This is a genomic window from Succinivibrio dextrinosolvens (assembly GCF_900116345.1).
In the GTDB taxonomy this organism is placed as follows: domain Bacteria; phylum Pseudomonadota; class Gammaproteobacteria; order Enterobacterales; family Succinivibrionaceae; genus Succinivibrio; species Succinivibrio dextrinosolvens_B.
Map to the genome: position 1 here is coordinate 110,691 of NZ_FPAH01000002.1, position 24,660 is coordinate 135,350.

Genomic DNA, 24,660 nt, shown 5'->3' on the forward strand with positions numbered 1-24,660 from the left:
TTTTTTTATGCGTCATTTTAGACGAGTATGCTCCATACCTGAAAAAATATGTTATTTTTACACTCAATAAACGTATAGAGGATACTGTATGGCTAATTATACTTACTTTGGCGCTGCACGTGTAAATACAACGCCACTAGATTTAGACATAAATACAAAAAAAATTCTTGATTTAGCTGCAAAAGCACAAAAAGAAGGCATTAAATTACTGGCATTTCCTGAGTTATGCATTTCAGGCTATGGCTGTGGAGACATGTTTGAACATCAGGAGCTGCTTAAGGGAGCCGTAAACTGTCTTTTAAAACTTAAATATGAACTTCCAGAGGGAATAACTGTCGGTGTTGGTCTTCCACTTGCAGATACTAGTGGAAAGGTTTTTGACTGTTACGCATTAGTCTGCAAAGGTGCTATTCTCGGTATTGCTGCAGCTCATTCATTTTATAATGCAAAGGATTCAAGAGTAAGAAACTTCTCAACCCCTTACTCTGATGAGTGCATGTTCAATATTGGTACCAACCATTATGGTGTATGCAACAGTATTGAAACCTCAGAGGGTATTGTTGGTATTCTCTTTAATGAGGGTGATCTTAACTATATTCAGGATGTTGAGCTGCTGATTATTCCTGAGGCTGCACGCTTTGAACTGGATGCTGCCGATAAGAGAGAGATTAAGGTTAAGGCTTTAAGCCTGACATTAAAGTGTCCTGTTCTTTTAACCAATCTTTCAGGCTGTGAAAGCGGTTCAGATATTTTTGACTCATTGTGTATGATTGCTGATAACGGCGAGTGTGTTGCCCGTTCAAATCTGCTGTCTTTCAAGCGTGAAGATATCTTTACCGTTAAAAGCGGCATTGCAAATCCTTTATCTCAGTATGACTCCATTGTTCGTGCTGTGGGGTTAGGTCTGTTTGACTGGATGCTTAAGACTTATTCTCACGGTTTTGCCTTATCAATGTCCGGTGGTGCTGATTCTGCATTATGTGCAACCAGTGTCTGCTATGGTCAGCTGGCTGCTATCGAAGAACTTGGTTTTGAAGAGTACAGCCGTCTTTTAGAACAGTGCGGTTTTAAGCTTCCTAAATACAATGGAAGTGAAGATCTTCAGTCTTACATCAAGAAGAAGGTAATGCCTGAGCTTCTAACCACTGTTTATCAGGGCTCAATTGTTTCTGGTAGTGTAACTCGTGAGGCTGCCGCAGGTGTATCCTCTGATCTTGGTGCCGATCATCACGAATGGTCAATTGCAAAGCTTGTTGAAGAATATACCTCAGTTGTTAATTCAACTTCTGATACTCCTATGACCTGGGATCATGACGACATTGCACTTCAGAATATTCAGGCACGTTCCCGTGCTCCTGGCATCTGGATGATCGCCAACAGATATAATAAACTGCTTATTACAACCTGCAATGCTTCTGAAGATGCAGTAGGGTACTGCACCATGGATGGTGATACAGCTGGCGGTGTTGCACCAATTGGAGACATTTCAAAGAGCAGAGTCCTTAAAATCAATGAGCATATTGCTAAAGACGGACTTATGGTAAATGACAAAGGCTTAAAGCTTGAATGTCCTCAGATGATGAAGGTTTGTGTTCAGGCTCCTACTGCTGAGCTGCGTCCTGGCGGCGATCAGACTGATGAGCGTGATCTGATGCCATATGTAATTCTGGATAGAATCCATGTATTACATCAGAACCACTTCCTGAGTCCTAAGATGATTCTTGATACTATTGAAAAAGAGTTCACTCAGTTTACTAATGGTGATCTGAAGGGCTTTGTTGTCAAATACTTCAGAAAGTTATCTGTAAGTCAGTGGAAACGTGAGCGAGGTGCTACCACCTTCCATATTGAGTCATCTGATCTCAATGCCAAGAACGGTTTTGTATTCCCTCTGCTAAACGATGGCTTCAAGTCAATTCTGAAAGACTTGGATTAGAGAAAAAACGCTTGCACAATACCATGTGCACCTCTATGTTGCACATGGTTTTTCCTTTATAAATCTGCATCTTTCTGCTAAAATACGCCCATCTTTAAACAAAAAATTTGAGCAAAACATGTTTACAACTACAACAACATTCATTGTTTATATATTTGCCATGATTGTTATTGGCATTTATGCTGCACGCGCAACTTCCTCTCTAAATGATTATGTTCTCGGTGGCAGAAGCCTAGGTCGAGTTATTACAGGTCTTTCAGCCGGAGCTTCAGATATGTCCGGATGGCTTCTAATGGGCCTTCCTGGGGCATTATATGTTGCTGGTTTATCTCAGGCCTGGATTGCAATCGGTTTAACCATTGGTCAGTGGTGTAACTGGAAATTCGTGGCTGCAAGACTGCGTTCATTTACACAGAATGCATCCGATGCACTTACCTTGCCGGATTATTTTGCAGCTCGCTTCAAGGACAGACTTCGTATAACCTCCATTGTTTCAGCATTCATTATTCTGATTTTCTTTGTGGTTTACTGCGCATCCGGAATGGTTTCAGGTGCCAGACTGTTTGAACAGACCTTTGGTCTTGATTATCACAACGCACTTCTGATTGGCGCTGTTTCAACAATTCTGTATGTCTGTATCGGAGGCTTTCTTGCTGTAAGCTGGACTGATGCGGTTCAAGCTACTCTGATGATTTTTGCTCTGATCATTACTCCAATTATCATTATCTATGATGTTGGCTCTCTTGAAGAAGCCAATGCGCTGGTTGCTATGAAAGGTCCTGATATGGCAGATATGCTCAAGGGCACAACTGTTATCGGCATGATTTCACTTGCTGGCTGGGGCCTTGGCTACATGGGACAGCCTCACATTCTGGTTCGTTTTATGGCTGCAGCCTCTGTTCGCGGAATGGGCGGTGCCCGTAGAATCAGTATCAGCTGGATGATTTTCTGTCTTACCGGTGCGGTTATGGTTGGTTATTACGGTGTTGCCTTTGCCGCAAAACATCCGGAGATTACTGTTAATAATCCAGAGCAGATCTTCATTATTGTGACACAGTGTCTGTTCTCTCCATGGATAGCTGGTATTCTGTTATCTGCAATTCTGGCTGCGGTTATGTCAACCTTATCCTGTCAGCTTTTAGTATCATCAACCACTCTTACCGCTGATTTTTACTGCAGACTTCTTCGTCCTCACGCCTCTCAGGGAGAACTAATCTGGGTTGGCAGAGGTATGCTTTTACTGGTAGCAGCTGTTGCTTATGTGATTGCACTTGATCCTAATTCAGGTATTTTAAAGCTTGTTGCCTATGCCTGGGCTGGTTTTGGAGCATCCTTTGGTCCTGCTGTGCTTATCTCTGTATTCTGGAAGAGAATGTCTCTTGCAGGTGCAATTTGCGGCATGATCGCTGGAGCTGCAACAGTTATTATTTGGGAATTAGGTCAATTCTTTGATTTATATTCACTTGTTCCTGGATTTATTATTTCATCACTTGTTATTTTCGTGGTAAGCTTAGTTACACAAAAGAATAATGCACCAGTTGAGTCTCTGTTTATCAGTCTTGAAAAACAGTTCTGGTTTGAAGTAAAAGACCACTAATATCCAGGAGATTACGTTGAAAAACCTTCCACCAAATGTTTATCTGCAATCGTACTTGCAAAGAGCAGGTGTAAGGTTTGATGTAAATGTGGTAGATACAGTAGTAAAAAAAGGATTCGGCTTATCTTTCCATATTTTCTGGATCCTTTTTGGTGTGCTGGTCTACTGCTATTCAAGTGGAAATATTGCAGTTTTCCATGATCATTTCTACACACTATCCATTCTTGTTGCTTTCTATCAGCTTTTATATATATACAGGGTTATAAGATTCAACCGTATCAGAAAAAAACTACGTATGGATTCTGCTCCTATTACTGTTGAAGCTTATGCTATTGTTCTTTTTGATGTTAAGTCAGGAAACTCCGGAAAACTTGTAAAACCAAGAAGCTCGGCTGTTCTTTACAAGGAATGCGGTAGTCTTAAACCAAGATTCTTTACTGGAGCCGTAAAAAGAGGAATCAATCACCACTATTATAAGGATCAGATTGCAAGAGTCTTTATTGATAGAAAAAATGCTGCAATCTATTCTGTGGATGATGACAAGTTTTATCAGATGGCTTCAGCCAGAATTAACAGAAACAAGCGCTATGCAATAGGCGAGTTATCAACAAAGCTCGATAAAGTATCAGCATCTTCACAAAAAAGAAAGTCAGAACCTGTCTGATATTCTATCTTGCATAACTTTTTCATATAATAAATACATAAATAATAATAAATTTCAGATCTGTATTTAAGAAAATAAAAAAACAATTACCTAAACTCTAAATACAGGTTATTCCAAATCGTTCCTTGGATTTGGAAATAGGTATGATGGATATAAATGGCTTATATAAATCCTAATAGCTTAACAAATGCTAGCTCTCCGTTAACAACAGATCCGGTGCGTTCAAAATCACCTAAATATGTACGCTCAAAAGATCGCTGTAATATTCTTACCAGAACCCCTGTTTTCGACAAGAAAGGTAATCTGTTAAGTTATGTGTTCAGATATACTGCAGGAGAAAGCAGTTTCAGGCCTGACATGATTGAGAAAAAACATGTAAGGCATATTTCTATCGGTTTCTATATAAGAAGACATAGTGAGCTTTTTACACAGAGAAATGGAATCTGCATGACTGAGTTCCCTCTGTGTCCTGATCTGTCAAAATACGCCCGCGGTCTTCCTGCCACACGTTTTATTCTTCATCTTCAGGACCGTCAGGATGCTTCAATTTCTTTCCAGCATCAGCTAAATCTCCTGAAAAAGGAAAGCATGACCATCGCTGCAGATGTATACACAATTGTATACACCAACTGGTTCAGAGAGATTCGTTCAATTTCCTATGCTGTTATTGATATGACTCAGGATATTGAAGAGCAGTTCATTCTTGCTCGGAATATTCTGAAAAAGGCTCCATGGATTAAGCTTATCTGTGACCGCTGCGATAATATCAATAAGGCTTCAATTGCATTTGAGTCCGGAGCAGATTACGTCTGCTGCCCATCTTTCCCTAAAGATGTTCTTCAGCAGAATTTCAATCCGTTCTTTTTCAGGGTAAACCGTAATTCCTTTGAAATCTGTCTTCGTGTTATTGAACAGCTCCTAGAAGAAAAGCCTGAGTACAAGATCTTCATAAGCTTTATTTCTACACGAAATGATATAAAGAGCTATATGCCTATAATCCTGCATTATCTGGAGCAGGGCAGAGAGAATGAGTATCTTATCGGTACTGATTTTGAGAGCTTTTTATACGAAATGGATGTAGAGGTCTTAAATAAGCTTGTCTGCATCATGGTTCTTATGATTCTTGAGGAATTCTATCGCCCTGATAAGGATACAAACAAGGGCAAATATATATTATACGAGCCTTTACGTCAGCTTTTATTAAGAGCAAAATTCATTGAGGAACTGACATTTTATCATGCAGGTTCAATTGATGTTTCATGGGGATTCTCGCTGGGAATCGGTTCTCTGATTTCTCAGATGTATGCCTTTACAACTTCAAAGGTTGATATCCTGACCGAGCAGATTGACAGCCGAATCAAGAAGATTATGCATGATATTCCTGAATATGAGACTATCTTCAAGATTGCCTCCTCAATGGAATCTCTGGATCTTGAATTCGTTGATGGAATCATGGCCTCAGGCTTTATGCAAAGACATGACCTTCTGATGGCTTATGAGACTGCTGTGATGTGGGTGGCAGGTCTAGAGGACGCTATTAACCAGAGAAGATTCTAGGTTATTTGGTTTTGTTGTAAAGCTCGTTTCCGTAATATAGATTCTCCAGATCTTCTTTATTTACTCCTTCAAGCTTAAGGCCGCCACCTTCGTTGTCTTCGTTGGTTGCAATGCCTTTTTTTCGGTCGTGGGGAACTACTACACGACTGACACCGTCTTCGCTGAAGCTTCCCTGTGATGCGTAATTCAGCGAATTAGCCCTGTAGTATTCTACGTTGTCATTATCATTTATCGCATCATAATCAATAACAAAAGCATAACTGCTTAAAGTGGTCAGCAGTGTTATCAGTGCGGTTAACAATCTTTTCAAGACGAGTTCTCCTCTGGAGGTTTCCTTTTTAATTTTAGATTAAAACCGGTGGATTCGTGTTAAACTACCAACAAATTTTTTAAGGAATAAATGATTTATGCTCAGCTATAAACACGGTTTTCATTCTGGTAATCATGCTGATATTCTAAAGCATATGGTTATATGTCTTCTGATGAGGGCTTTAAACAGAAAAGATAAGCCATATATTGTTATTGATACCCATTCCGGTTCAGGACTGTACAAGCTTGATGGCTTTATGGCTCAGAAGAATCAGGAATATAAGAGCGGCATCAGCAAAATCAGAGAAAACAAGAAACTACGTGAACTGGTACCGGAGTTCTATGAAGTTTATGATTCTGTAAATCAGGAAGAAGGAAATTTATATCCAGGTTCTCCAATGTTTGAGGCCTGTCTTGGCAGAGAATCCGATAAGTTTACTTTCATCGATTTACATCCAAATGAATTTGAGAATCTTAGAAATAACTTTAAGAGAGACAGACGCTGCAATATCCAGAATAGGGAAGGTCTAGAGGCTTTAAATGCACTTCTGCCTCCAACTCCTCGTCGAGGCATGGTGGTAATTGATCCTGCCTATGAGGAGAAGAATGAGTATGTCGATCTGGTTAAGGCTGTAAAAATCGGTCACGCAAAATGGAATACCGGCATATTTGCTATTTGGTATCCTGTTCTAGGCAAGCTGCGTGATCACTCAAAGAATCTGACTCAGGATTTAAGACGTCTTAATATTCCTATGCTGCAGGTGGAACTGTGTGTTGAGCCTCAGGAGGAGGTTTTCGGTATGTGTGGTTCAGGTATGCTTATCCTAAACTACCCATACGGCCTTGATAATGATCTTTCTCCTATAGTTGATGAGCTTTATCAGGCTTTATCAAAGAAGGGAGGAAGTGCCAGACTTAAGGTTATAAATCCTCAGCCTTAGATTGACTAGAACGCCTGTTTTGTCAGGCGTTTTTAGAATTTTCCGTAATAATCTTCGTCCTTGATTGGTCTACTGTAGTAGTAGCCCTGAATTTCATCACAGCCTAAAGACTTAAGAATATCACTCTGTTCTTTATTCTCAACACCCTCTGCAATGGTCTTGATGCCAAGTTTCTTACACATGGTGATTAGAACACCAAGAATTGTTGTAATCTTCGAATTGTTCTCTGATGCAAGATTATCTATCAGTTTCTTATCAAACTTGACTTCATTAACAGAAAGATCTGCAAGAGAGTAAATATTCGCATGGGCGGTTCCGAAGTCGTCAATTGAAATATTAAAGCCTTCTTCTGCAAGATTGTTTGTAACTTCAATCAAGTCCTTGTATCTGGTTGTATTGGTGTGTTCTGAAACTTCAAGAGGGATCAGATCATAGCCGATTTTATACTTGTTCAGAATGGACTTTAATGTATCCTTAAAGTCTGTTCTGATAATAGTGTGTCTTGAGAAATTACATGAAACAGGGAGTACTTTTTCGTTCTGATCAAGACGTTCACGCATTCTTTTGCAGATTTTTTCAAAAACGAAATAATCAATAAGATATGTATAGTGTGCTGATTCCAGGGCAGGAATAAAATCATCCGGTGGAATAACAGTATTATTGATTACCAATCGAACCAGCGCCTCTGCACCAGCGATCTCTGCAGTATCGTTCTGAATCTTGAATTTTGGCTGATATAGAATCTTAAAGCAGTTCTGTTCGATGTAGGACTTTATCTTGTCTGGCTCTATCAGTTTCAGAATTGCATCATTCTGTTTTCTGTAGCGACCACCGTTGTGATTATTTCTGTAGTAAACCTTTTTCTCGGTGTACATGTCTGATTCAGCAAGATTTATTGCTTTTTGTATCAGAATACCGCTATGTTCCCAATGCGTGCCAACTGAAACTGAGAAACCTTTCTCAGAAATCATGTAAGCTTTGAGCATATCAGAGAGAACACAGAATTCAGCCTCGTCAATTGCAGTATGGATTGCAACAAACTCATCACCTCCGATACGGTAGATGTTTTTGTTGTCAGGCATTAACTGCTTTAGAAGAGAAGCTGTCTTTTTAAGAATCTCATCTCCGAACTTTGTACCATGTTCGTTATTAATTTCTTTTAGTGAATTGACATTGAGGAATATAACACCGATACGATTCTGTAAGGACAGATTGTTGATATCAACCAGCATCTGCTTACGGTTTTTAAGTCCAGTAAGTGTATCAATACTTGATACATTAGACAGTTCCATATGCATCTTCTTAAGTTCGATGGAACCGGTAAGAAGTTTCTGAATTGTCTTTATGGCAGGGGCTAATGTATTAATAAATTCTGTTTTAGGATTTTTAATAAAAACAACACCTAGAGGATTTAGATCCTGTTCGATTGGAATGGCTATATATCTAGAGTCGCCATCTGTATATTCCTTATAGATACGATCCTCATATGCTCTGTTGACGATTTCATCCGGTATTAGTACGTAATCGTCGGTTACATTGAGCTCCTCATTTACCCAGATAAGAGTTCTTAAAAGGTTTAATGTCGGATCTATATCGTAGATTTGATAAGTGTTATTCTTTGATAAATCAATATGTTCAAATAGGGTACAGTTCTCTGCATTAAGCTCAATACCCAAATATTCAATAAACTTATAAAGCTGGACTTCTGGTGTGCTTATATTGTCAGCGTAGATTTTTATGTATGGTGCTAGAATATCGTTGATATTAAGTTTGTTTAAATCCCTGAAGATAATCTTGTCTTGCTGGATATCTTTAGGTACTGCAACATTAATGGTATAGGTGCGGTTGTATAGCTCAAGATTGCGGGATTTTAAAATCAGATTTTTATGCAGTTTTGAATTTATGTGATTGATAACAAAGAAACTGTCATCATTTATCTGGTTGCTTCTGCAGTCAGCACAAGGGGAGTCTTTTCCGCATAATAATTCATAACAGGTACCAACAAAGGAATTATTGATTTCAAGAGCCTCACACAAAGGCTTGTTGATATAAACAATATTCTTTGTGGTTGTATCTGTAATAAATACATATTCATCGATACTATCTAAGAGAATATCTGCAATTTCACTGATATCGAAAGAGCTTGATGAATTGTACACAACATCATCTAAGTTATTGAAATCGATATCAGATTGAATGATGTCACTGACAAATGCATCAGAGAAAATATCATCAACTGTAGTATCAATGTTTTTTCTGGACATAATAATCTTTATGAATTCACATACTTTAACTTTGCTACTTCTGTAAATGGTTCCTACAGACTGCTAAAATTAAGCATTTTTAGAGCAAAAAATCGACTTATTTGAATAATAGTACAAAATAAAAGATACGCTATTATATTAGAAAAATACAATATATCAACATTATTGAAATGTATAATTTCTTCATATTTTAACATATTGTATTGTAATAGAATTGTATTTATGAGAAAGATATTTTAGTAAAAATTTTGTGAATAATATTATATTTTCTATTTCTGCTGAATAGAAAACGACAAGAAATATCTAAAAATAGGCAATAGATTCTTTTGAATATCGCATTCAGCTAATTTAATAATCACCAAAAAAAGGCATTTTTGTTAAACCTATTAAACAGAGTTTTTTCTGGACGGATTCAATTTCAGCTGAGTAATTATAATAGCTGTAAACATTAACGCTGCTCCTGATAATTCACGTACAGTCATTACCTCATTTAAGAACATAATTCCAAATAAAGCTCCCATAACAGATTCTAGGGAGAGAATTAAAGATGCTACTGTTGGATTTATTCCTTTCTGGGCAACGATCTGGAGTGTATAGGCAACTCCGTTTGACATAATACCGGCGTAGAGAAGGGCAGGAATGCATTTAATAAGATTTTCTGAAGAAGGAAAACCTGTAAAACACATCATTAGAAATCCTAAAAAGGAAGCACAGAAAAACTGACCGCAGGAAAGAATTACGCCATTTACATGATTTATGAAATATGCAATAACAAGGATATGACAGGCAAATCCAATAGCACATAGAAATACAAGCAGATCTCCCTGTTCAAAGACAATTTCGTCTTTTATGCAGAAAAAATACAGACCAATGCAGGAAATAATAACTGCAATGACGATTTTTAAGGTAATTCTATGACCTAGAAAAATTCCAAGAATCGGAACGAATATCATATATAAAGAGGTTATGAACGAAGCTTTGTTAACATCGGCTGTAACCAGACCAAACTGTTGAAGTGATTCAGATAGAATCAGAAAGAAACCACAGCAAAGCGAACCTATAACAAGATATCTTTTATTGATCTTTTGTGGTTTTATCTGGTGTTTCTGTCTGTATCTTCGGATAAACAGAATTACTGGAATTAAAAACAGAGCACCAAGTAATGTTCTAAAGAATGTGAATGCAAATGGAGATATGAATGACATACCCAGTTTCTGTGCGACAAAACCAGATCCCCAAATGGTTGCTGTTATAAAAAGCAGTAAATATTGTCTAAACTCGAACATAGATTGTATTAAACGATAATTAAGATTTTCTGTTTAATCCTAAGGAATTAGTCAATTATTCTAGCATAATGCTATGTAGCTTATTATATTCAATCCACTTATATATTTCTGGAGTTCTAATTAGCAGCAGGTTAGTAGATACAGTAGCTTAATTTAACTACTGCGATTATACCGTTATAACTTCGCATAATTTATATTATGTTAAATTTTAAATAGAGATACGTATCATCGTAAAATATAAAATTTTTTTTATATGTTTTGTATAAAATGTAAGATTTCTTTTTAACAAAGCGTCTGATTATGAAATTGTGGTTTGAAGTTAATTAAAAATCTGTTTAAATAACAATAAATTGATCTATAATAAAGACGAAGGGCGGAGATTTCTCCCCACCCTTTATCTACGGTTTTACCATACAGGAAGACACCAGCACAGTAAAACCATAGTTAAAACAATTAGAAATATGATTCTCATTTTGAGATCCTTTCTTAATGTTTAACTTAAAGCTCTACTGCTTAGGGTCATTGCCGTGACCCTAAGTTAATAGAGCCACCTTACGGCTTAACCGCTTTTCTATTTTATCATTTCGTTTTAATTTGTCTTTTTATCTTTTTGTTTTTTAAGAAAATTGTATAACTTATAGTACAAATGTTTCTGTATATTGATAGGTTTATTTCATGAACTCTTTTCTCGATAAAAATATTTTGATATCTCCTCATCATTTTCTTCAGAACTCATGCTCTGTTTAATATATTGATTACTTTGAAGTATCTCTAACATTCAAATAATACTTTAATGCTATCCTTTTACTAAACAAAACAACAATCAAACAAACAGTCGCATTCGGATATATAAATGAAAAGGATATGTGTATTTCTTGCTGTTATTACCTGCCTGTTTACCTTATCCGGATGTGTTGCTGACTATGCCTCCGTTGATGACGAAAAATTCGCCAAAACTTTTAAAATCAAAGACCCCAACACCTCTCAAATCTATATTTACAGACCTAAGCACTACTACGGTTCCTGGATGAAGAAAAGAGTCTGGGTTGACGGAAAGTTTGCCGCCGATCTGACCAATGAAACTTTTTTTGTAGCAGTTGTAAAACCTGGTCAGCATATTGTTTCTACACGTTCTGAGTTTGGCAATAACCACATTACTTTTAAGACTAAACCTGGCCGAAACTATTACGTAAAGCAGAATATCAAATATGGAGTATTTTCCTCAGGCTCTGGAATCAGACTTATGAGTTATAAGGTTGCTATGAAGGATATTCTGAATCTTGATCTGGTTGAGGGTTTTGAAGATGATGAGAAGGATATTGATAAAAAGGATTTTAACAGGCTGAAAAACGAGCTTTACTCTCAGAAACGGTAATGCTTTTTTCATTCAACTCTCCCCTGTTTCTCTCTTCCTTGTTTGTGAATGGTATCTCAAAGCCTCTCTGCTGTCATTTTGGAAAGACCTTTAAAAAAATAAAAATCCAGAGACCTTTTAAAATGATCTCTGGATCCATTCGAATTTAAAAAAGTATTTTTTCTGGATTAATGGATTCTATCACCGTTTACAGCACCAGAATCAACACCTAACAGGAATACCTCGGTACCGCCTGGACCTGCAGCAGTAACCATACCCTCAGATAGGCCAAACTTCATCTGACGAGGCTTTAGATTTGCCACAAGCACCACCTGACGGCCAACTAAAGAATTAACCTCCTTGTAGGCTGCCTTGATACCTGCAAATACCTGTCTGGTTTCAAAACCGATATCAACCTTAAGTTTAAGAAGCTTCTTAGCCTCTGGAACTTCTTCAGCACTTACGATAGTACCAACACGAAGATCAATCTTAGCAAAATCATCAATGGTGATTTCTGGTGCTAAAGGCTCGATTCTGCCCTCTTCACTCTTAGCTTCATCAGCTTTTTTCTGAGGTTTTGCTGCACCGGCGGCTTCCTTTAAATCTTCCTTTGAGTTCTCAATCATTGCATCGATTGTAGTCTTCTCAATACGGCTGAATAAAGGCTTGAACTTGTTGATGGTGTGAGAGGTCAGAGGCTTCTCAACAGTTGCAAAATCAAGTGTGGTATTCAGGAATTCAGCTGCATTTGCGGCAACCTCTGGTAATACTGGCTGCAGATAGGTAATCAGAGCCTTGAACAGGTTGATACCGTCAGAGCATACTCGCTGCAGTTTGTCATCCTGACCTTCTTCCTTGGCAATTACCCATGGAGCCATTGAATCGATGTATCTGTTGGCATCATCTGCTAAAGTCATGATTGCTCTGATTGCATCAGCATAGTTACGGCTCTCATAACCCTTGATTACCTCATCCTTGATTGCTGCAATTTTGGCAATGATCTCTTCATTGTATGGAGCATCTGACAGCTTGCCGTCAAATCTCTTGGTGATGAAGCCTGCGGTTCTTGATGCAAGATTTACAACCTTACCTACGATATCTGAGTTAACCTTTGCCATGAAATCATCTAGTGACAGGTCGATATCAACTGCTGATGAGTTCATCTTTGATGCGAAGTAGTAACGCAGAGTCTCTGGCTTTAAGTACTTCAGGAAGGTCTTGGCCTTGATGAAGGTTCCCTTTGACTTTGACATCTTTGCGCCGTTTACAGTTACATAGCCATGAACATAAATATGATCTGGCAGACGTAAATCAGCTGCGTATAGGGTTGCAGGCCAGAATAAGGAGTGGAAGTACAGAATATCCTTACCGATGAAGTGAACCATCTCAACAGATGAATCTTTCTTGATGAAATCCTCAAAGTTCATGCCGTTCTTTGAGCACAGATTCTTTAAAGACGCAAAGTAACCTACAGGTGCATCCATCCATACGTAGAAATACTTGTCTTCTGCACCAGGGATCTTGAAGCCGAAATAAGGTGCATCACGAGAGATATCCCACTGCTTTAAGCCCTGAGAGAACCACTCTTCAAGCTTGTTTGCCATTTCTTTCTGAATTACGCCAGAATTTCTGATGAAATCATGAAGAAAATCCTTAGCTTTTGGTAAATCAAAGAAATAGTGTACTGATTCTTTTAATTCTGGTTTGGCACCGGATACTGTTGAGTAGGCATCCTTAAGCTCGGTTGGATCATAGGTGGCACCGCAGACTTCGCAGTTATCGCCGTACTGATCTTTTGCACCGCATCTTGGACAGGTTCCCTTAACAAATCTGTCTGGCAGGAACATATTCTTCTGAGGATCGAATAACTGAGAGATCTTCTTGGTTACAATATATCCCTTCTCAAAAGCTTTCTTATACATATAGGACATCATTTCCTCGTTCTCAGGAGAATGAGTCTTATAGTAGTTGTCGTAGGCAACTAAAAAGCCCTTTAGGTCCTCGTCGTGATCCTTGGTGGTCATTTCAATCATCTGCTCAGGTGTAATACCAAGCTGACCTGCCTTAATCATTACAGGGCTGCCATGACAGTCATCACCGCAGACATAGGCAACCTTATTGCCGATGGCTCTGTTGAATCTTACGAAGATATCTGACTGGATGTGCTCAAGCATATGGCCTAAATGGATTGGACCATTTGCATAAGGAAGTGCGTTAGTAACCAGGATTGTTTTTTGAGTCATGTTTTCCTCAGTTATTTTCTTTTTGAATTTTATGAATAATTGGCGTGTATTTTACTACAAATGGTGAGCCTTGGCACAAAAAACACATTAAATGGGCAGAGATTAGCCTGTCAAAAACAGTGGCTTGGGCTATAGATAATCAGGTATTGAAGAAGTCAAGGCGTGAAAGGCTTTGAAAAATAAGAATCCATCGGCATTTTTCGTGACGATGGATTGGAGTTGTATATAAAGTCTTTTTATTTCTTATGGACTGGTTTCATTCCCTGAGCCGGCATACGGCTGTTCATAGGAAACTGAGAGGAAGATACCTTCATTGCCAGTTTTAACTTGTCAAAGTCCTCTGCACTAGGCTTTGCGGTCAGATCTCTAATCTCATTCTTCTGTGCAAAGGTGCCTTCAGTCAATCTGATATCCACCTTTTTCTTTAAAAGCAGACAGATAAAATCATGCAGCTCAGACTCATTGGCATCCCCAGCCTCGATTTTACTTAAAAGCTTAATTAGTTCTAATGGGTTTTGCATACTGGTTCACCATAACTTAAAACGTATTTCAGATCAAAATGTATAAATGCCTGAGTCAAGTCACATGCCTTGGTAAAGGAATTCACATGATAATACCTTGCCGCAATCTTATTTGCAAAGTTTTCTTTAGAAACCTTCATGGCTCCGATAAAAATGTATCTTCCGGACTGTACATGCATAATTGGAACTTCCAGATCCTTTTTTCCCTGTGCAATCTGGTCGGCAATGGATTTTTCAAGTTCTACCTGATCAGCTCTTGCCTGGAATAAAGCTCCAAAGGCATTTGTACTTGTAACGGCAAAAAATACAAAAAATAAAGCATAAATTGTCATTTTGTAGGATGACTTCAAAGGATTTATGTCATTTTTTTTCAGGGCTGCATATAAAGCTACATCAGCAGCAAGAACAAACATGGTAAATGGTGCTGCGGAACGACCTGGGAAATTAGGAGAGAAAATCATAATTGCCAGAGATACAAATCCTAAGGCAAAGCAGTAATAGGAGGCATACAGTTCGGATGTACACTTCTCTTTAAGATTATTTTTCTTAAAGAGCACATAGAAGTATACATAGCATAGAATTACAGGCAGATTTTCAGCAAGAGATACGAAGAAGATACTTACTGTATTGAAAAGATGGCTGAAATAATCAAAGTTATTCTGTGCCATGCTGTCGTATCTAGCTGCATTACCTGGTGATAGGACAAGAATCAGAAAACCGATGCCCATACCGATAAGACCAGCAGCCTGCCAGGTGGTTAGTTCACGCTTATAGAGTTTGTAAAGACATAAAAGTCCGGTAATAGAACAGATTGCAAAACCGGTATTCTCATTACACCAGCCGGCGATGATGCCAAGTATAAACATCATAAGGGCAAACAGCATTCCATGTTCTGTTCTATCCTCATTTAAGGCAAAACGGAATGGCAGCAGGTACAGAATAATAAAGGTTGAGGTGAAAAGGTAATTGCAGGAGGTTACCAGCATGAAAACCACCTCACCAAATGATCTCATGCACAGCCATAAACCGATGCTGATAAATACAACAGGAACGAAAGGCATATTAAGTGGAGAGACCTTTTTGCCGGTACCCATTGAATAAATGATATAAATCAGTGAGATATAACATAAAGCTGTTGCAATTGAAGATACTACCTTTCCACCTAACAGCAGACACTGTGCCAGAAAATGAGGAGGAGTTCTGCCGCCCCAGGTGAAGTAATGACGATACTGAGATACACAGATATCGTAGAAGGATGTGACCAGATCCTCGGTACCTTCAATCATCTGATATCTGTAATCATTTGAATAATAAGGAATTAAGAACGCGAAAACTGCAATAAAAGAAAACCAGAGTAAAAGATAGATATTTGTTTTCAGTTGGAACATAACAAACTCGATATTAGTGTAAAATTACAATAGACAAGTATAGATCAAAGTTTCAAATATTAGTAATTATGCAACTCAAAGACTTATTAAAAGCTGATATCAACATATCTTTTTCAAATTCTGTAAAACATATTGGCAATCTAAATATCACAGGAATCATCGGATCTATTGGTGCCATCTATGAAAAAAACGGTGACCCCTGCCTTGTAATCTGTGCTGACAATTTTGTAGCTCAGAGTATTAAATCAACTTTAGTTGCAGTTCTTCCAAAGGTTAAGGTTGAATATCTTCAGGACTGGGAGACTCTGCCCTACGATACCCTGTCTCCTCATCAGGATATCGTCTCCTCAAGAATCAGTATTCTCTCCCGTCTTAAAGCCCTGAAAAATGAAATAGTTGTCACCACGGTTCAGGCAATCATGCCAAGATTAAGTCCGGTTGACTACATTAAAGCCAACAGTTTCTCAATTTCCAAAGGTGATATCAGAGATATTCAGGAAATCCAAAAAGAGATGACCTCTCATGGATATCTGAGAGTTGAACAGGTTTTAGCTCCGGGTGAACTTGCTATTCGCGGTTCTATTCTTGATATTTACCCTATGGGCTCAGACGTACCTTACCGTATAGATTTCTTTGACGATGAGGTTGATTCTATACGTGTCTTTGATGTGGATACCCAGCGCTCGCTGAATACTATTGATAAGATTGCCCTGCTGCCTGCTCATGAATATCCTCTGAATGAAAAGTCAATCAGTGTTTTCAGAAGCAATTACCGTGATGCCTTCATTGGCTCAAACTTCGCTTCCCACTCAATTTATCAGGCAATCTCCCGTGGAGCTATACCTGCCGGTATTGAGTACTACATGTCACTGTTCTTCAGTTCTATGAGCTCAATCTTTGAGTATTTGAGTGAAGACTTTAGAATCATTACCGTGGATGATGTTAAAAAGGCAGTTACCGAATTTGATGTTGAGGCTCATAAACGAGCTCTTGAGTTTGCTGGAAATCCGGATCATCCACCGCTTCCTGTATCAAAGGTATTTCTGAGTCCTCAGGAGGTCTTTGATAATCTTAAGAAATATCAGTTAATTGAGCTGTATCAGCAGCCATTTACGGATGAGGATTTATCAAAAAGAGGCTTTTACAATACCGATTATGTAAAAATCCCGGATATAAGCTATAACCGTCAGGAAAAGGAATCCCAGAACCGATTCATTGCCTTTGTAAGTGATTTTATAAATAAAGGCGGAAGAATTCTGATGTCTGCTATCTCTGAAGGTCGCCGTCAGAGCCTAAGAGAAACACTGCCTCAGGTTATTATTGATAAATACGGCATTAAGGCTGCCTCATCCTTTGATGATTTTTTAAATGCAAAAGATCCCTTCATGCTGACTCTTGCTCCATTTGATGAAGGTCTGATTATTCCATCTGTAAATCTGTGCTTTTTAACCGAGAATGAGATTTTAGGCTATAAGGTTGTAAGAACCAGAAAGGCCTCTAAAAACTCACAACTCTCTCAGGATACCATCATCAAAAACCTCTCCTCTCTGACTGAAGGTCAGGTTGTGGTTCACATCGATCACGGTATCGGTCGCTATCGCGGTCTTAAGACAATGGAAATCGGCGGCATCAGAGGTGAGTATCTGACTATTGAGTATCAGAACGGAGATATGCTTAATATTCCGATTACTGCCCTCTCCAAGGTGGCAAGATATTCAGGCTCAGAAAATCCTCCTTTATCCCGATTAGGCTCAGACATCTGGAATAAGCATAAGCAGAAGGCGGTTCAGAAGGTTACTGATGTGGCAGCTCAGCTTCTTGATTTATACGCCAGACGTGAAGCCAGCCGCGGTACTAAATTTGAGATTGATGAAAAGTCTCTGGACGAATTTGCTGCAGGCTTTGGCTTTGTAGAAACTCCGGATCAGAAAGCTGCCATTGACAATACACTTGCTGATCTTGCCAAAGAACAGCCTATGGATCGCCTGGTCTGCGGTGATGTGGGCTTTGGTAAAACCGAAGTTGCCCTGCGTGCCGCCTTTGTGGTGGCAGCATCCGGCTCTCAGGTCGCTGTACTGGTACCAACTACTATTCTTGCTGAACAGCACTATCAGAACTTTATTGAAAGATTTGCTGGAACAGCAATAAACATTGAACTTCTATCCCGTTTTAAGACAGCTAAACAGCAGAAGGAAACCTTAGATAAGGTTGCTGCCGGCAGTGTGGATATTGTTATTGGTACCCATAAGCTCCTCTCAAAGGATATCAAGTTTAAGAAACTTGGTCTTATCATTGTGGATGAGGAACACCGTTTCGGTGTTAAGCAGAAAGAGAAATTAAAGGAGCTGCGTGCTCAGGTTGATCTTCTGACCCTGACTGCAACTCCAATTCCAAGAACTCTTAACATGGCGATGGAGGGAATGCGTGAGCTTTCCATTATTGCAACTCCTCCAGAGCATCGTCTGGCAGTTAAGACCTTTGTGATGCAGAACTCAGATACTATCACCCGTGAAGCTATTATGCGTGAGCTAAGACGTGGCGGTCAGGTCTACTATCTGCATAATGATGTCTCCACCATCAATCAGAGAGCTACGCAGCTGGCTGCTTTAGTTCCTGAGGCAAAAATCGGTATCGGTCATGGTCAGCTAAACGAAAAAGAGCTGCAGAAGGTAATGCGTGATTTTTATCATCAGCGCTTTAATCTGCTGTTATGTACCACTATCGTTGAAAATGGTCTGGATGTTCCAACCGCCAATACTATTATCATCGACAGAGCGGATATGCTCGGCTTAGCTCAGCTGCATCAGATCCGTGGTCGTGTCGGCCGTTCTCATCATCAGGCCTATGCCTACCTCTTCACTCCACCAAAGGAGCTTATCTCCAAGGATGCAAAGCTGCGTCTGGATGCTATCTCTTCACTTGAAGAACTTGGTGCAGGCTTTGTCCTGGCAACTCATGATATGGAGATACGCGGTGCCGGTGAGCTTTTAGGTGAAGAACAGTCCGGTCAGATTGAATCAGTAGGCTTCTCCTTATATTCAGAAATGCTTGAAGCAGCAGTTAAAGCTTTAAAGGAAGGCCGAGAACCTTCTCTTGCCGAACTGACCTTGAATGAGTGTGATATTGACCTTCATATTCCTTGTCTGCTGCCATCCGATTTTATTGGCGATATCAGTACCAGACTGTCTCTCTACAAGAGAATTTCCTCCTGTGTTACTCCTGAGGAATTTGAGGATCTGAAGGTGGAAATCATTGACCGTTTCGGTTTGCTGCCTCCTCCTGCTGTTAATCTGTTTGAGCTATCTTCCTTAAAGAAGCTGGCAACCGACCTTGGAATCAAGAGGATAAACGGTGATGAGAAAGGAGGAATTATTGAGTTTAACAGTGATCATAAAATCTCAAATGAGTATCTGATTAAGCTTATGACCACCTGTAAACATAACGAGTACCGGATTACCGGTCAGAGTTCCATGCGCTATAACCTGCCGGAAACACTGGAGTATCCAAGACTCAAGCTTTTAAGACAGCTGCTTTTGGCTTTCGCCGCCAACAGCTCTCTTGCAAAATAGTCTTAAAATACTGTATCTCTAGAGGCGTACGACCAGTGCGCCTCCTGCCTTCAGACTGCTTCCTTCATATTTATGAGCAAATAATACTTCAGGCTCTTTTTCAAAGGTAACTGCCCTGTCAGTCTCATCAGCATTCAGATAGATTCTGATTCCATTACGCTCATAGCATACAAGTCTGCCTTCAGTCTTTTCAAAACGGTAGCTGTCTCCTAAAAACTCCTGATTTGAAAGTCTCATATTAATAAGAGTCTGTACTGCTTTGAACGTATCCTCTCTGGATTTATTTTCAACAATATCCCAGCGCATAGGATATCTGCAGTAAGGATCATTCTCTCCTTCCATAGCTATTTCAGTGCCATAGTAGATACAAGGAGAACCAGGCAGTGTTGACAGAATTACCAGCATCTGTATGAAGGCATCATAGTTTTTGACTCGGGTATACATTCTGTCGATATCATGACTGTCAAAGAGGTTGAAGATATTCTCATTAACCTGCTTCTGGTACATGGAATAGCAGAAATTAACCGCATATTTAAAGTCTTCAGCACTCTTGCTCTTATCTAAGAAGAAGTTGGAGAGGTTCTCAAGATAAGGATAATTCATGACTGAGTCATACTCATCTCCCTGCAGATACTGAGAAGAATTAACCCAGATCTCGCCCAGAAGGAAGATATCTTTTCTATAGGCCTTAAGCTCTGTGTGAAGTTTCTTGATGAAGGCATGGGAGATTTCATTGCCCACATCAAATCTGATTCCATCAATATCCCACATGTCGATCCATTTCTTGCATACATCGACAAAATAGGTCATTACCTCAGGGTTGTTGGTATTAAGTTTGGGCATATTGTCCACAAAGGCAAAGGAATAGAAACGGCTATCCTTTGTTGACTTGTGGGTGATGGTGAAATTCTCGTCATCGTTGATGAAGAACCAGTCATAATACTTTGAATTTCTTCTGTTTTCTACAACATCCTTCCAGGCAAAAAAGCCTAGTCCGCTGTGATTGAAAACAGCATCAATCATAACTTTAATACCGAGTGAATGAGCTTTTTCAATCAGCAGTTTAAGATCAACATTTGAACCGAAATTAGGATCAATATGCAGATAGTCATCGATGTTGTACTTGTGATTGCTGTCGGATACAAATAAAGGATTAAAGTAGATGCCGTTTACACCGAGATCGTGCAGATACTCAAGTCTGCTCATGGCTCCCTTTATATTACCGCCGTAAAATACCTTGTGACCAAAGGCGGAAAGATCATCCCATTTGCTTAAGGTTCCTTCAAAAGGAGCTTCCTCTCTGCAGAAACGGTCAGGGAAAATCTGATACCAGTAGGTGTTCTCAACCCACTTAGGATGAACATTGATATCAGCCTCGTTCATCCAGGCAAACTTGAAATACTCCTTGAATAGTTTTTTGCTGAATTCCTCTTCACTGACAATGCCGCTTTCCTGATAAACCATGGTTTCATTGTTATCATCAGTAACTCTGAAATAATACTGAAGTCTCTTATACTTTGGCTTGAGAGTGACTGAATAGATGAACTCATGCTTAAGTTCATATTTAAGCTGCATATCATAAGGTTGACCATCCCATGGAGCTGAGGTTGAACATCCGTTCAGATATGGATCATCGGCATAGAGTGTAACTTTTTTTATGGTTTTATTGGTTCTGATGTTTATTATCAGTTCATCTTTGTTATAGGCGTAGCAGTCATTAAAACCGCTGATATGAGAAATTCCTTCAACTATCATATGTCCCTGTACGATTCCCTCCTTCAATAATGAAGGATGTCCTCGCCTCCTATGTTGATTAGCAGATTATTATTTGAAACTCTGTTTTAATTCTAGCAAAAAAAACGGATCTGATATTCCACAGATCCGTCTTTGCGATTACAGAAAATTAAACCTGATTAGATGTACTTGAATTTAATCTCTGCAATCTTCTTTGACCATTCCTGAGGTCCGATGTGATGAATTGAGTTACCCTCAGAATCAACAGCAACGGTAACAGGCATATCAACAACCTTGTACTCACGGATAGCTTCCATGCCCAGATCTTCAAAGGCCAGAACCTTAGCGGACTTGATTGCCTTTGAAACCAGGTATGCTGCGCCACCGGTAGCCATCAGATAAGCAGCCTTGTGCTTCTTGATTGAAGCAATAGCCTCAGGACCACGCTCTGATTTACCAATCATGCCGTATAGACCAGTATCTGCAAGCATAGTCTCTACGAACTTATCCATACGGGTTGAAGTGGTTGGACCTGCAGGGCCTACAACCTCATCACCTACTGCAGGAACTGGTCCTACGTAGTAAATGAACTTCTTGTGGAAATCAACACCGTCAGGTAGAGGTTTGCCTTCCTTGATTAAGTCAGCAACACGCTTATGAGCTGCGTCACGACCGGTTAGAATGGTGCCTGATAATAACAGGGTTTCACCCATCTTCCATGAAGCAATCTCTTCTTTGGTGATGGTATCAAGATTTACACGCTTAACATTTGCATCTGCACCGCCAATCTCGATATCAGGATAATCATCAAGTGAAGGTGGAACAAATTCTGCTGGGCCTGAACCATCAAGAACAAAGTCAATGTGACGGGTTGCGGCACAGTTAGGAATAATGGTGGTTGCCTTTGATACAGCGTGGCATGGATAGGTCTTAACCTTAACATCCAGAACGGTGGTGATACCACCTAAGCCCTGAGCTCCGATACCTAGCTTGTTGATCTTGTCATAAAGCTCTAAACGCAGTTCTTCCTCTGCATTCTTAGGACCACGTGCAATCAGTTCCTGAATATCGATTGGATCGTTTAAGGCTTCCTTTGCAAGGATAGCTGACTTCTCAGGAGTACCGCCAACACCAATACCGATGATGCCTGGAGGACACCAGCCTGCACCCATGTGTGGAATTTCGCTTAATACGTAGTCTACAACGCTGTCTGATGGGTTAAGCATACGCATGTGGGTCTTGTTCTCGGAACCGCCTCCCTTTGATGCGATAGCAACCTCAACCTTGTCGCCATGAACCATCTCAATATGAACAACAGTAGGAGTGTTATCCTTGGTGTTGATTCTCTTTCCCAGAGGATCAGTCAGAATTGATTTACGTAGAGGGTTGGTCTCATAGCAGTATGCACGACGGGTACCTTCATCAACCATTTCCTGAACGGTCATATCACCTTCAAAGCGAACGTCCATACCGATCTTTACGAAACAGGTTACAGCTCCGGTATCCTGACATAGAGGACGCTTGCCGATAGCACACATTTTAGAATTTACTAAAATCTGAGCAATCGCATTCTTTGCTGATGGATTCTGCTCGATATCGTAGGCATGCTTCATTGCCTTAAGGAAATCACGTGGGTGATAGTATGAGATATATTGAATCGCATCGCATACTGATTCAATAAAGTCTGCAGTTTTAATTAGTGTTGTCATAGATGGTACATTCCTTGTATTTGTATACAAAACGACTAGTTAATTCTAATCCATTTTATTTTTAATATGTAGATTTAGTTAGCATTTATGTGGAAAACTGCTCAACTTAACAAAAATAATCAAATTTATTAAACAAAGCGTGCGTTGTTTCTCAATCTGAGAGCAAAAAATTCAATTGATTTCCCTCTGAAAGATGTGATCCTGAACGGTTTATCGGTTTAATTTTTAGCTGTATGTTCGGGAAATTAAGTGAAATTAAGTGTGAAATAGCTTCAACTTGTTGTCACAGCTCAAAATTTAACTAATAAACTCAAAACAAATCTGCGCTAAGTCGTTATAATATATAAAAGAATAATAATTTGAGATTTTGAAATGTTTATAACGATTGCTGTAATTTTTGTACTTTTGGCAACATTTCTGCTCATAATCATTAACATGTACAGTGATTATGTTTCCCGCAGAGAGCAGGATGCTAGACTGATTGCCAATAAAGCTAACAATATTATTGCAGAATGTGAAGAACTTTTGCTGAATCAGTCACAGGTGGCTTTTTCTAAGACACTGGTGCTGGTGCTTCATTATCGTATTATTCGAGCCCTGCGTAAAAGAGCCATTGATCCTAAACGCCGTGAAGAAGTCAAAGAGCGTATCGCCAATGAAGAGCGCATGATCAATGAAATAAAGCAGACCTATAAAGATTCCAATGCCTTTAAAGCTCCTGAAAATGATGCCATGGCCCTGACTCAGCTGCGTACCATCAGACATTTACGCGGTATTCTCAAGTCAGAGATGAAATCAGGTGTGCCTATTAATCCAACCTTAATCAATAAGGAAGACCGCAGACTATATGTTCTTGTTTTAAAGGTTAATCTTTCAAACCTGATTCAGAAGGTTTTTGAAATGAAGCGCTTAAAACAGTCCGGAACCTGCAAGACTCTGATTGAAAAAGGCCTTTCTGTAATTAAGCAGTCTGGTGTTAAGGATAACTGGATTCAGGAAAAAGAAGATCTTCTGGCCAATATGCTGAACGGACTTAACGCCGAGAAAAAATCATCTGCCGCTAAACCTAAGCAGGATGCTGCTCAGGGGCAGGACGACAAGAGTGATCTTGATGAAATCTTCGGTGATAAGAAGAAGTGGTAAGATTTCTTTTCATTTTTCTTTATGAAGTTGGCAATGTTTAACATTGCCTTTTTCATTTATCAAGTAATAGGCACGCTAAAACCACGCAGTTTACTGCGGGGATAAAGCGTGCCGATTAGAAAATGGATATTTTCTAATCAGGTGTGTTCTGTTGTTCTATATATTGTCTAATAATAGAAATTGAGGCTCCTCCACAACTGCATGCAAAATAGGATGGTGACCAAAGAGCTTTCCCCCCAAAGATTTTTTTTGTATAGAGGGATAATTCTTTTTTCTGATAATTAGACTCGAATAGCCTTTGAGAGCTTGAACTAGTTTTGAGATTGCAACTTTTGGAGGATAACCGACTAGCAGATGAACATGGTCAGCCTCTCCATCAAATGCTAATAGTTTTGATTCAAATCTGCCCCATACTAAAGAAAAGATATTTCTGAGTTCTCCTAAG

General features: G+C 39.3%; 16 protein-coding genes and 1 pseudogene. 8 read left to right on the plus strand and 9 right to left on the minus strand.

Features of this window, described 5'->3' with window-relative positions; genetic code table 11:
* Nucleotides 1-88 precede the first annotated feature (88 nt).
* The 4 genes from nadE (at nucleotide 89) to BM308_RS01360 (ending at nucleotide 5,754) form a co-directional block, all read left to right on the plus strand.
* Entirely contained in the window at nucleotides 89-1,936 is a 1,848-nt protein-coding gene (gene nadE, locus BM308_RS01345; protein ID WP_074942506.1) for an NAD(+) synthase, read from the plus strand.
* Nucleotides 1,937-2,054: 118 nt separating this feature from the next.
* Nucleotides 2,055-3,533, plus strand: coding sequence for a sodium/proline symporter PutP (putP, locus tag BM308_RS01350; protein WP_074942507.1), 1,479 nt, complete (start codon nucleotides 2,055-2,057; stop codon nucleotides 3,531-3,533).
* Nucleotides 3,534-3,549: 16 nt separating this feature from the next.
* A complete protein-coding gene (locus tag BM308_RS01355; RefSeq protein ID WP_143098543.1) occupies nucleotides 3,550-4,197 on the plus strand; it encodes a hypothetical protein in 648 nt (215 codons plus the stop codon).
* A 156-nt stretch (nucleotides 4,198-4,353) separates the two neighbouring features.
* Nucleotides 4,354-5,754, plus strand: coding sequence for a hypothetical protein (locus BM308_RS01360; protein ID WP_074942509.1), 1,401 nt, complete (start codon nucleotides 4,354-4,356; stop codon nucleotides 5,752-5,754).
* A gap of 1 nt (nucleotide 5,755) precedes the next feature.
* Here the strand turns inward: BM308_RS01360 and BM308_RS01365 are convergent, their stop codons facing one another.
* The gene (locus tag BM308_RS01365) at nucleotides 5,756-6,064 is read right to left on the minus strand and encodes a hypothetical protein (RefSeq protein ID WP_074942510.1); all 309 of its coding nucleotides are present in this window, start codon (nucleotides 6,062-6,064) and stop codon (nucleotides 5,756-5,758) included.
* A gap of 97 nt (nucleotides 6,065-6,161) precedes the next feature.
* On the opposite strand from BM308_RS01365, the gene BM308_RS01370 reads away from it, so the two are divergent.
* Nucleotides 6,162-7,004: a 23S rRNA (adenine(2030)-N(6))-methyltransferase RlmJ gene (locus BM308_RS01370; RefSeq protein ID WP_074942511.1), complete on the plus strand. Its 843-nt coding sequence runs from the start codon at nucleotides 6,162-6,164 to the stop codon at nucleotides 7,002-7,004.
* A 32-nt stretch (nucleotides 7,005-7,036) separates the two neighbouring features.
* Here BM308_RS01370 and BM308_RS01375 read toward each other — a convergent pair whose 3' ends face one another.
* Nucleotides 7,037-9,268, minus strand: a complete 2,232-nt coding sequence (locus tag BM308_RS01375; protein WP_074942512.1) for a bifunctional diguanylate cyclase/phosphodiesterase — start codon at nucleotides 9,266-9,268, stop codon at nucleotides 7,037-7,039.
* Nucleotides 9,269-9,654: 386 nt separating this feature from the next.
* Nucleotides 9,655-10,554: a DMT family transporter gene (locus BM308_RS01380; RefSeq protein ID WP_074942513.1), complete on the minus strand. Its 900-nt coding sequence runs from the start codon at nucleotides 10,552-10,554 to the stop codon at nucleotides 9,655-9,657.
* An 853-nt stretch (nucleotides 10,555-11,407) separates the two neighbouring features.
* Here BM308_RS01380 and BM308_RS01385 point away from each other — a divergent pair.
* On the plus strand, nucleotides 11,408-11,929 hold the full coding sequence (locus tag BM308_RS01385) for a DUF2846 domain-containing protein (protein WP_074942514.1): 522 nt from the start codon (nucleotides 11,408-11,410) through the stop codon (nucleotides 11,927-11,929).
* Nucleotides 11,930-12,096: 167 nt separating this feature from the next.
* On the opposite strand, the gene metG is transcribed toward BM308_RS01385, so the two are convergent.
* The 3 genes from metG to BM308_RS01400 form a co-directional block, all read right to left on the minus strand.
* The gene (metG, locus tag BM308_RS01390) at nucleotides 12,097-14,166 is read right to left on the minus strand and encodes a methionine--tRNA ligase (RefSeq protein WP_074942515.1); all 2,070 of its coding nucleotides are present in this window, start codon (nucleotides 14,164-14,166) and stop codon (nucleotides 12,097-12,099) included.
* A 221-nt stretch (nucleotides 14,167-14,387) separates the two neighbouring features.
* A complete protein-coding gene (locus BM308_RS01395) occupies nucleotides 14,388-14,672 on the minus strand; it encodes a hypothetical protein (protein ID WP_074942516.1) in 285 nt (94 codons plus the stop codon).
* A complete protein-coding gene (locus BM308_RS01400; protein WP_074942517.1) occupies nucleotides 14,657-16,060 on the minus strand; it encodes a DUF3329 domain-containing protein in 1,404 nt (467 codons plus the stop codon). Before BM308_RS01400 ends, BM308_RS01395 begins: the two co-directional genes overlap by 16 nt.
* 68 nt (nucleotides 16,061-16,128) lie before the next feature.
* Here BM308_RS01400 and mfd point away from each other — a divergent pair, with 68 nt between their 5' ends.
* Complete coding sequence (gene mfd, locus BM308_RS01405) at nucleotides 16,129-19,629, plus strand: transcription-repair coupling factor (protein ID WP_074942518.1); 3,501 nt, start codon at nucleotides 16,129-16,131, stop codon at nucleotides 19,627-19,629.
* A gap of 18 nt (nucleotides 19,630-19,647) precedes the next feature.
* Here mfd and BM308_RS01410 read toward each other — a convergent pair whose 3' ends face one another.
* Nucleotides 19,648-21,384: a glycoside hydrolase family 13 protein gene (locus BM308_RS01410; protein ID WP_074942519.1), complete on the minus strand. Its 1,737-nt coding sequence runs from the start codon at nucleotides 21,382-21,384 to the stop codon at nucleotides 19,648-19,650.
* 158 nt (nucleotides 21,385-21,542) lie between these two features.
* On the minus strand, nucleotides 21,543-23,072 hold the full coding sequence (locus tag BM308_RS01415; RefSeq protein ID WP_074942520.1) for a fumarate hydratase: 1,530 nt from the start codon (nucleotides 23,070-23,072) through the stop codon (nucleotides 21,543-21,545).
* A gap of 372 nt (nucleotides 23,073-23,444) precedes the next feature.
* Between BM308_RS01415 and BM308_RS01420 the strand changes: the two genes are divergently transcribed.
* A complete protein-coding gene (locus tag BM308_RS01420; RefSeq protein ID WP_074942521.1) occupies nucleotides 23,445-24,215 on the plus strand; it encodes a hypothetical protein in 771 nt (256 codons plus the stop codon).
* A 133-nt stretch (nucleotides 24,216-24,348) separates the two neighbouring features.
* Here the strand turns inward: BM308_RS01420 and tnpA are convergent.
* A pseudogene (gene tnpA, locus BM308_RS01425) lies at nucleotides 24,349-24,660 on the minus strand (IS200/IS605 family transposase); the annotation flags it as partial.

Coding starts and splice junctions, on each gene's coding strand:
- nadE (WP_074942506.1), top strand. CDS start 89: ATGGCTAATTATACTTACTTTGGCGCTGCACGTGTAAATACAACGCCA.
- putP (WP_074942507.1), top strand. CDS start 2,055: ATGTTTACAACTACAACAACATTCATTGTTTATATATTTGCCATGATT.
- BM308_RS01360 (WP_074942509.1), top strand. CDS start 4,354: ATGGCTTATATAAATCCTAATAGCTTAACAAATGCTAGCTCTCCGTTA.
- BM308_RS01370 (WP_074942511.1), top strand. CDS start 6,162: ATGCTCAGCTATAAACACGGTTTTCATTCTGGTAATCATGCTGATATT.
- BM308_RS01375 (WP_074942512.1), bottom strand. CDS start 9,268: ATGTCCAGAAAAAACATTGATACTACAGTTGATGATATTTTCTCTGAT.
- BM308_RS01380 (WP_074942513.1), bottom strand. CDS start 10,554: ATGTTCGAGTTTAGACAATATTTACTGCTTTTTATAACAGCAACCATT.
- BM308_RS01385 (WP_074942514.1), top strand. CDS start 11,408: ATGAAAAGGATATGTGTATTTCTTGCTGTTATTACCTGCCTGTTTACC.
- BM308_RS01395 (WP_074942516.1), bottom strand. CDS start 14,672: ATGCAAAACCCATTAGAACTAATTAAGCTTTTAAGTAAAATCGAGGCT.
- BM308_RS01400 (WP_074942517.1), bottom strand. CDS start 16,060: ATGTTCCAACTGAAAACAAATATCTATCTTTTACTCTGGTTTTCTTTT.
- mfd (WP_074942518.1), top strand. CDS start 16,129: ATGCAACTCAAAGACTTATTAAAAGCTGATATCAACATATCTTTTTCA.
- BM308_RS01410 (WP_074942519.1), bottom strand. CDS start 21,384: ATGATAGTTGAAGGAATTTCTCATATCAGCGGTTTTAATGACTGCTAC.
- BM308_RS01415 (WP_074942520.1), bottom strand. CDS start 23,072: ATGACAACACTAATTAAAACTGCAGACTTTATTGAATCAGTATGCGAT.
- BM308_RS01420 (WP_074942521.1), top strand. CDS start 23,445: ATGTTTATAACGATTGCTGTAATTTTTGTACTTTTGGCAACATTTCTG.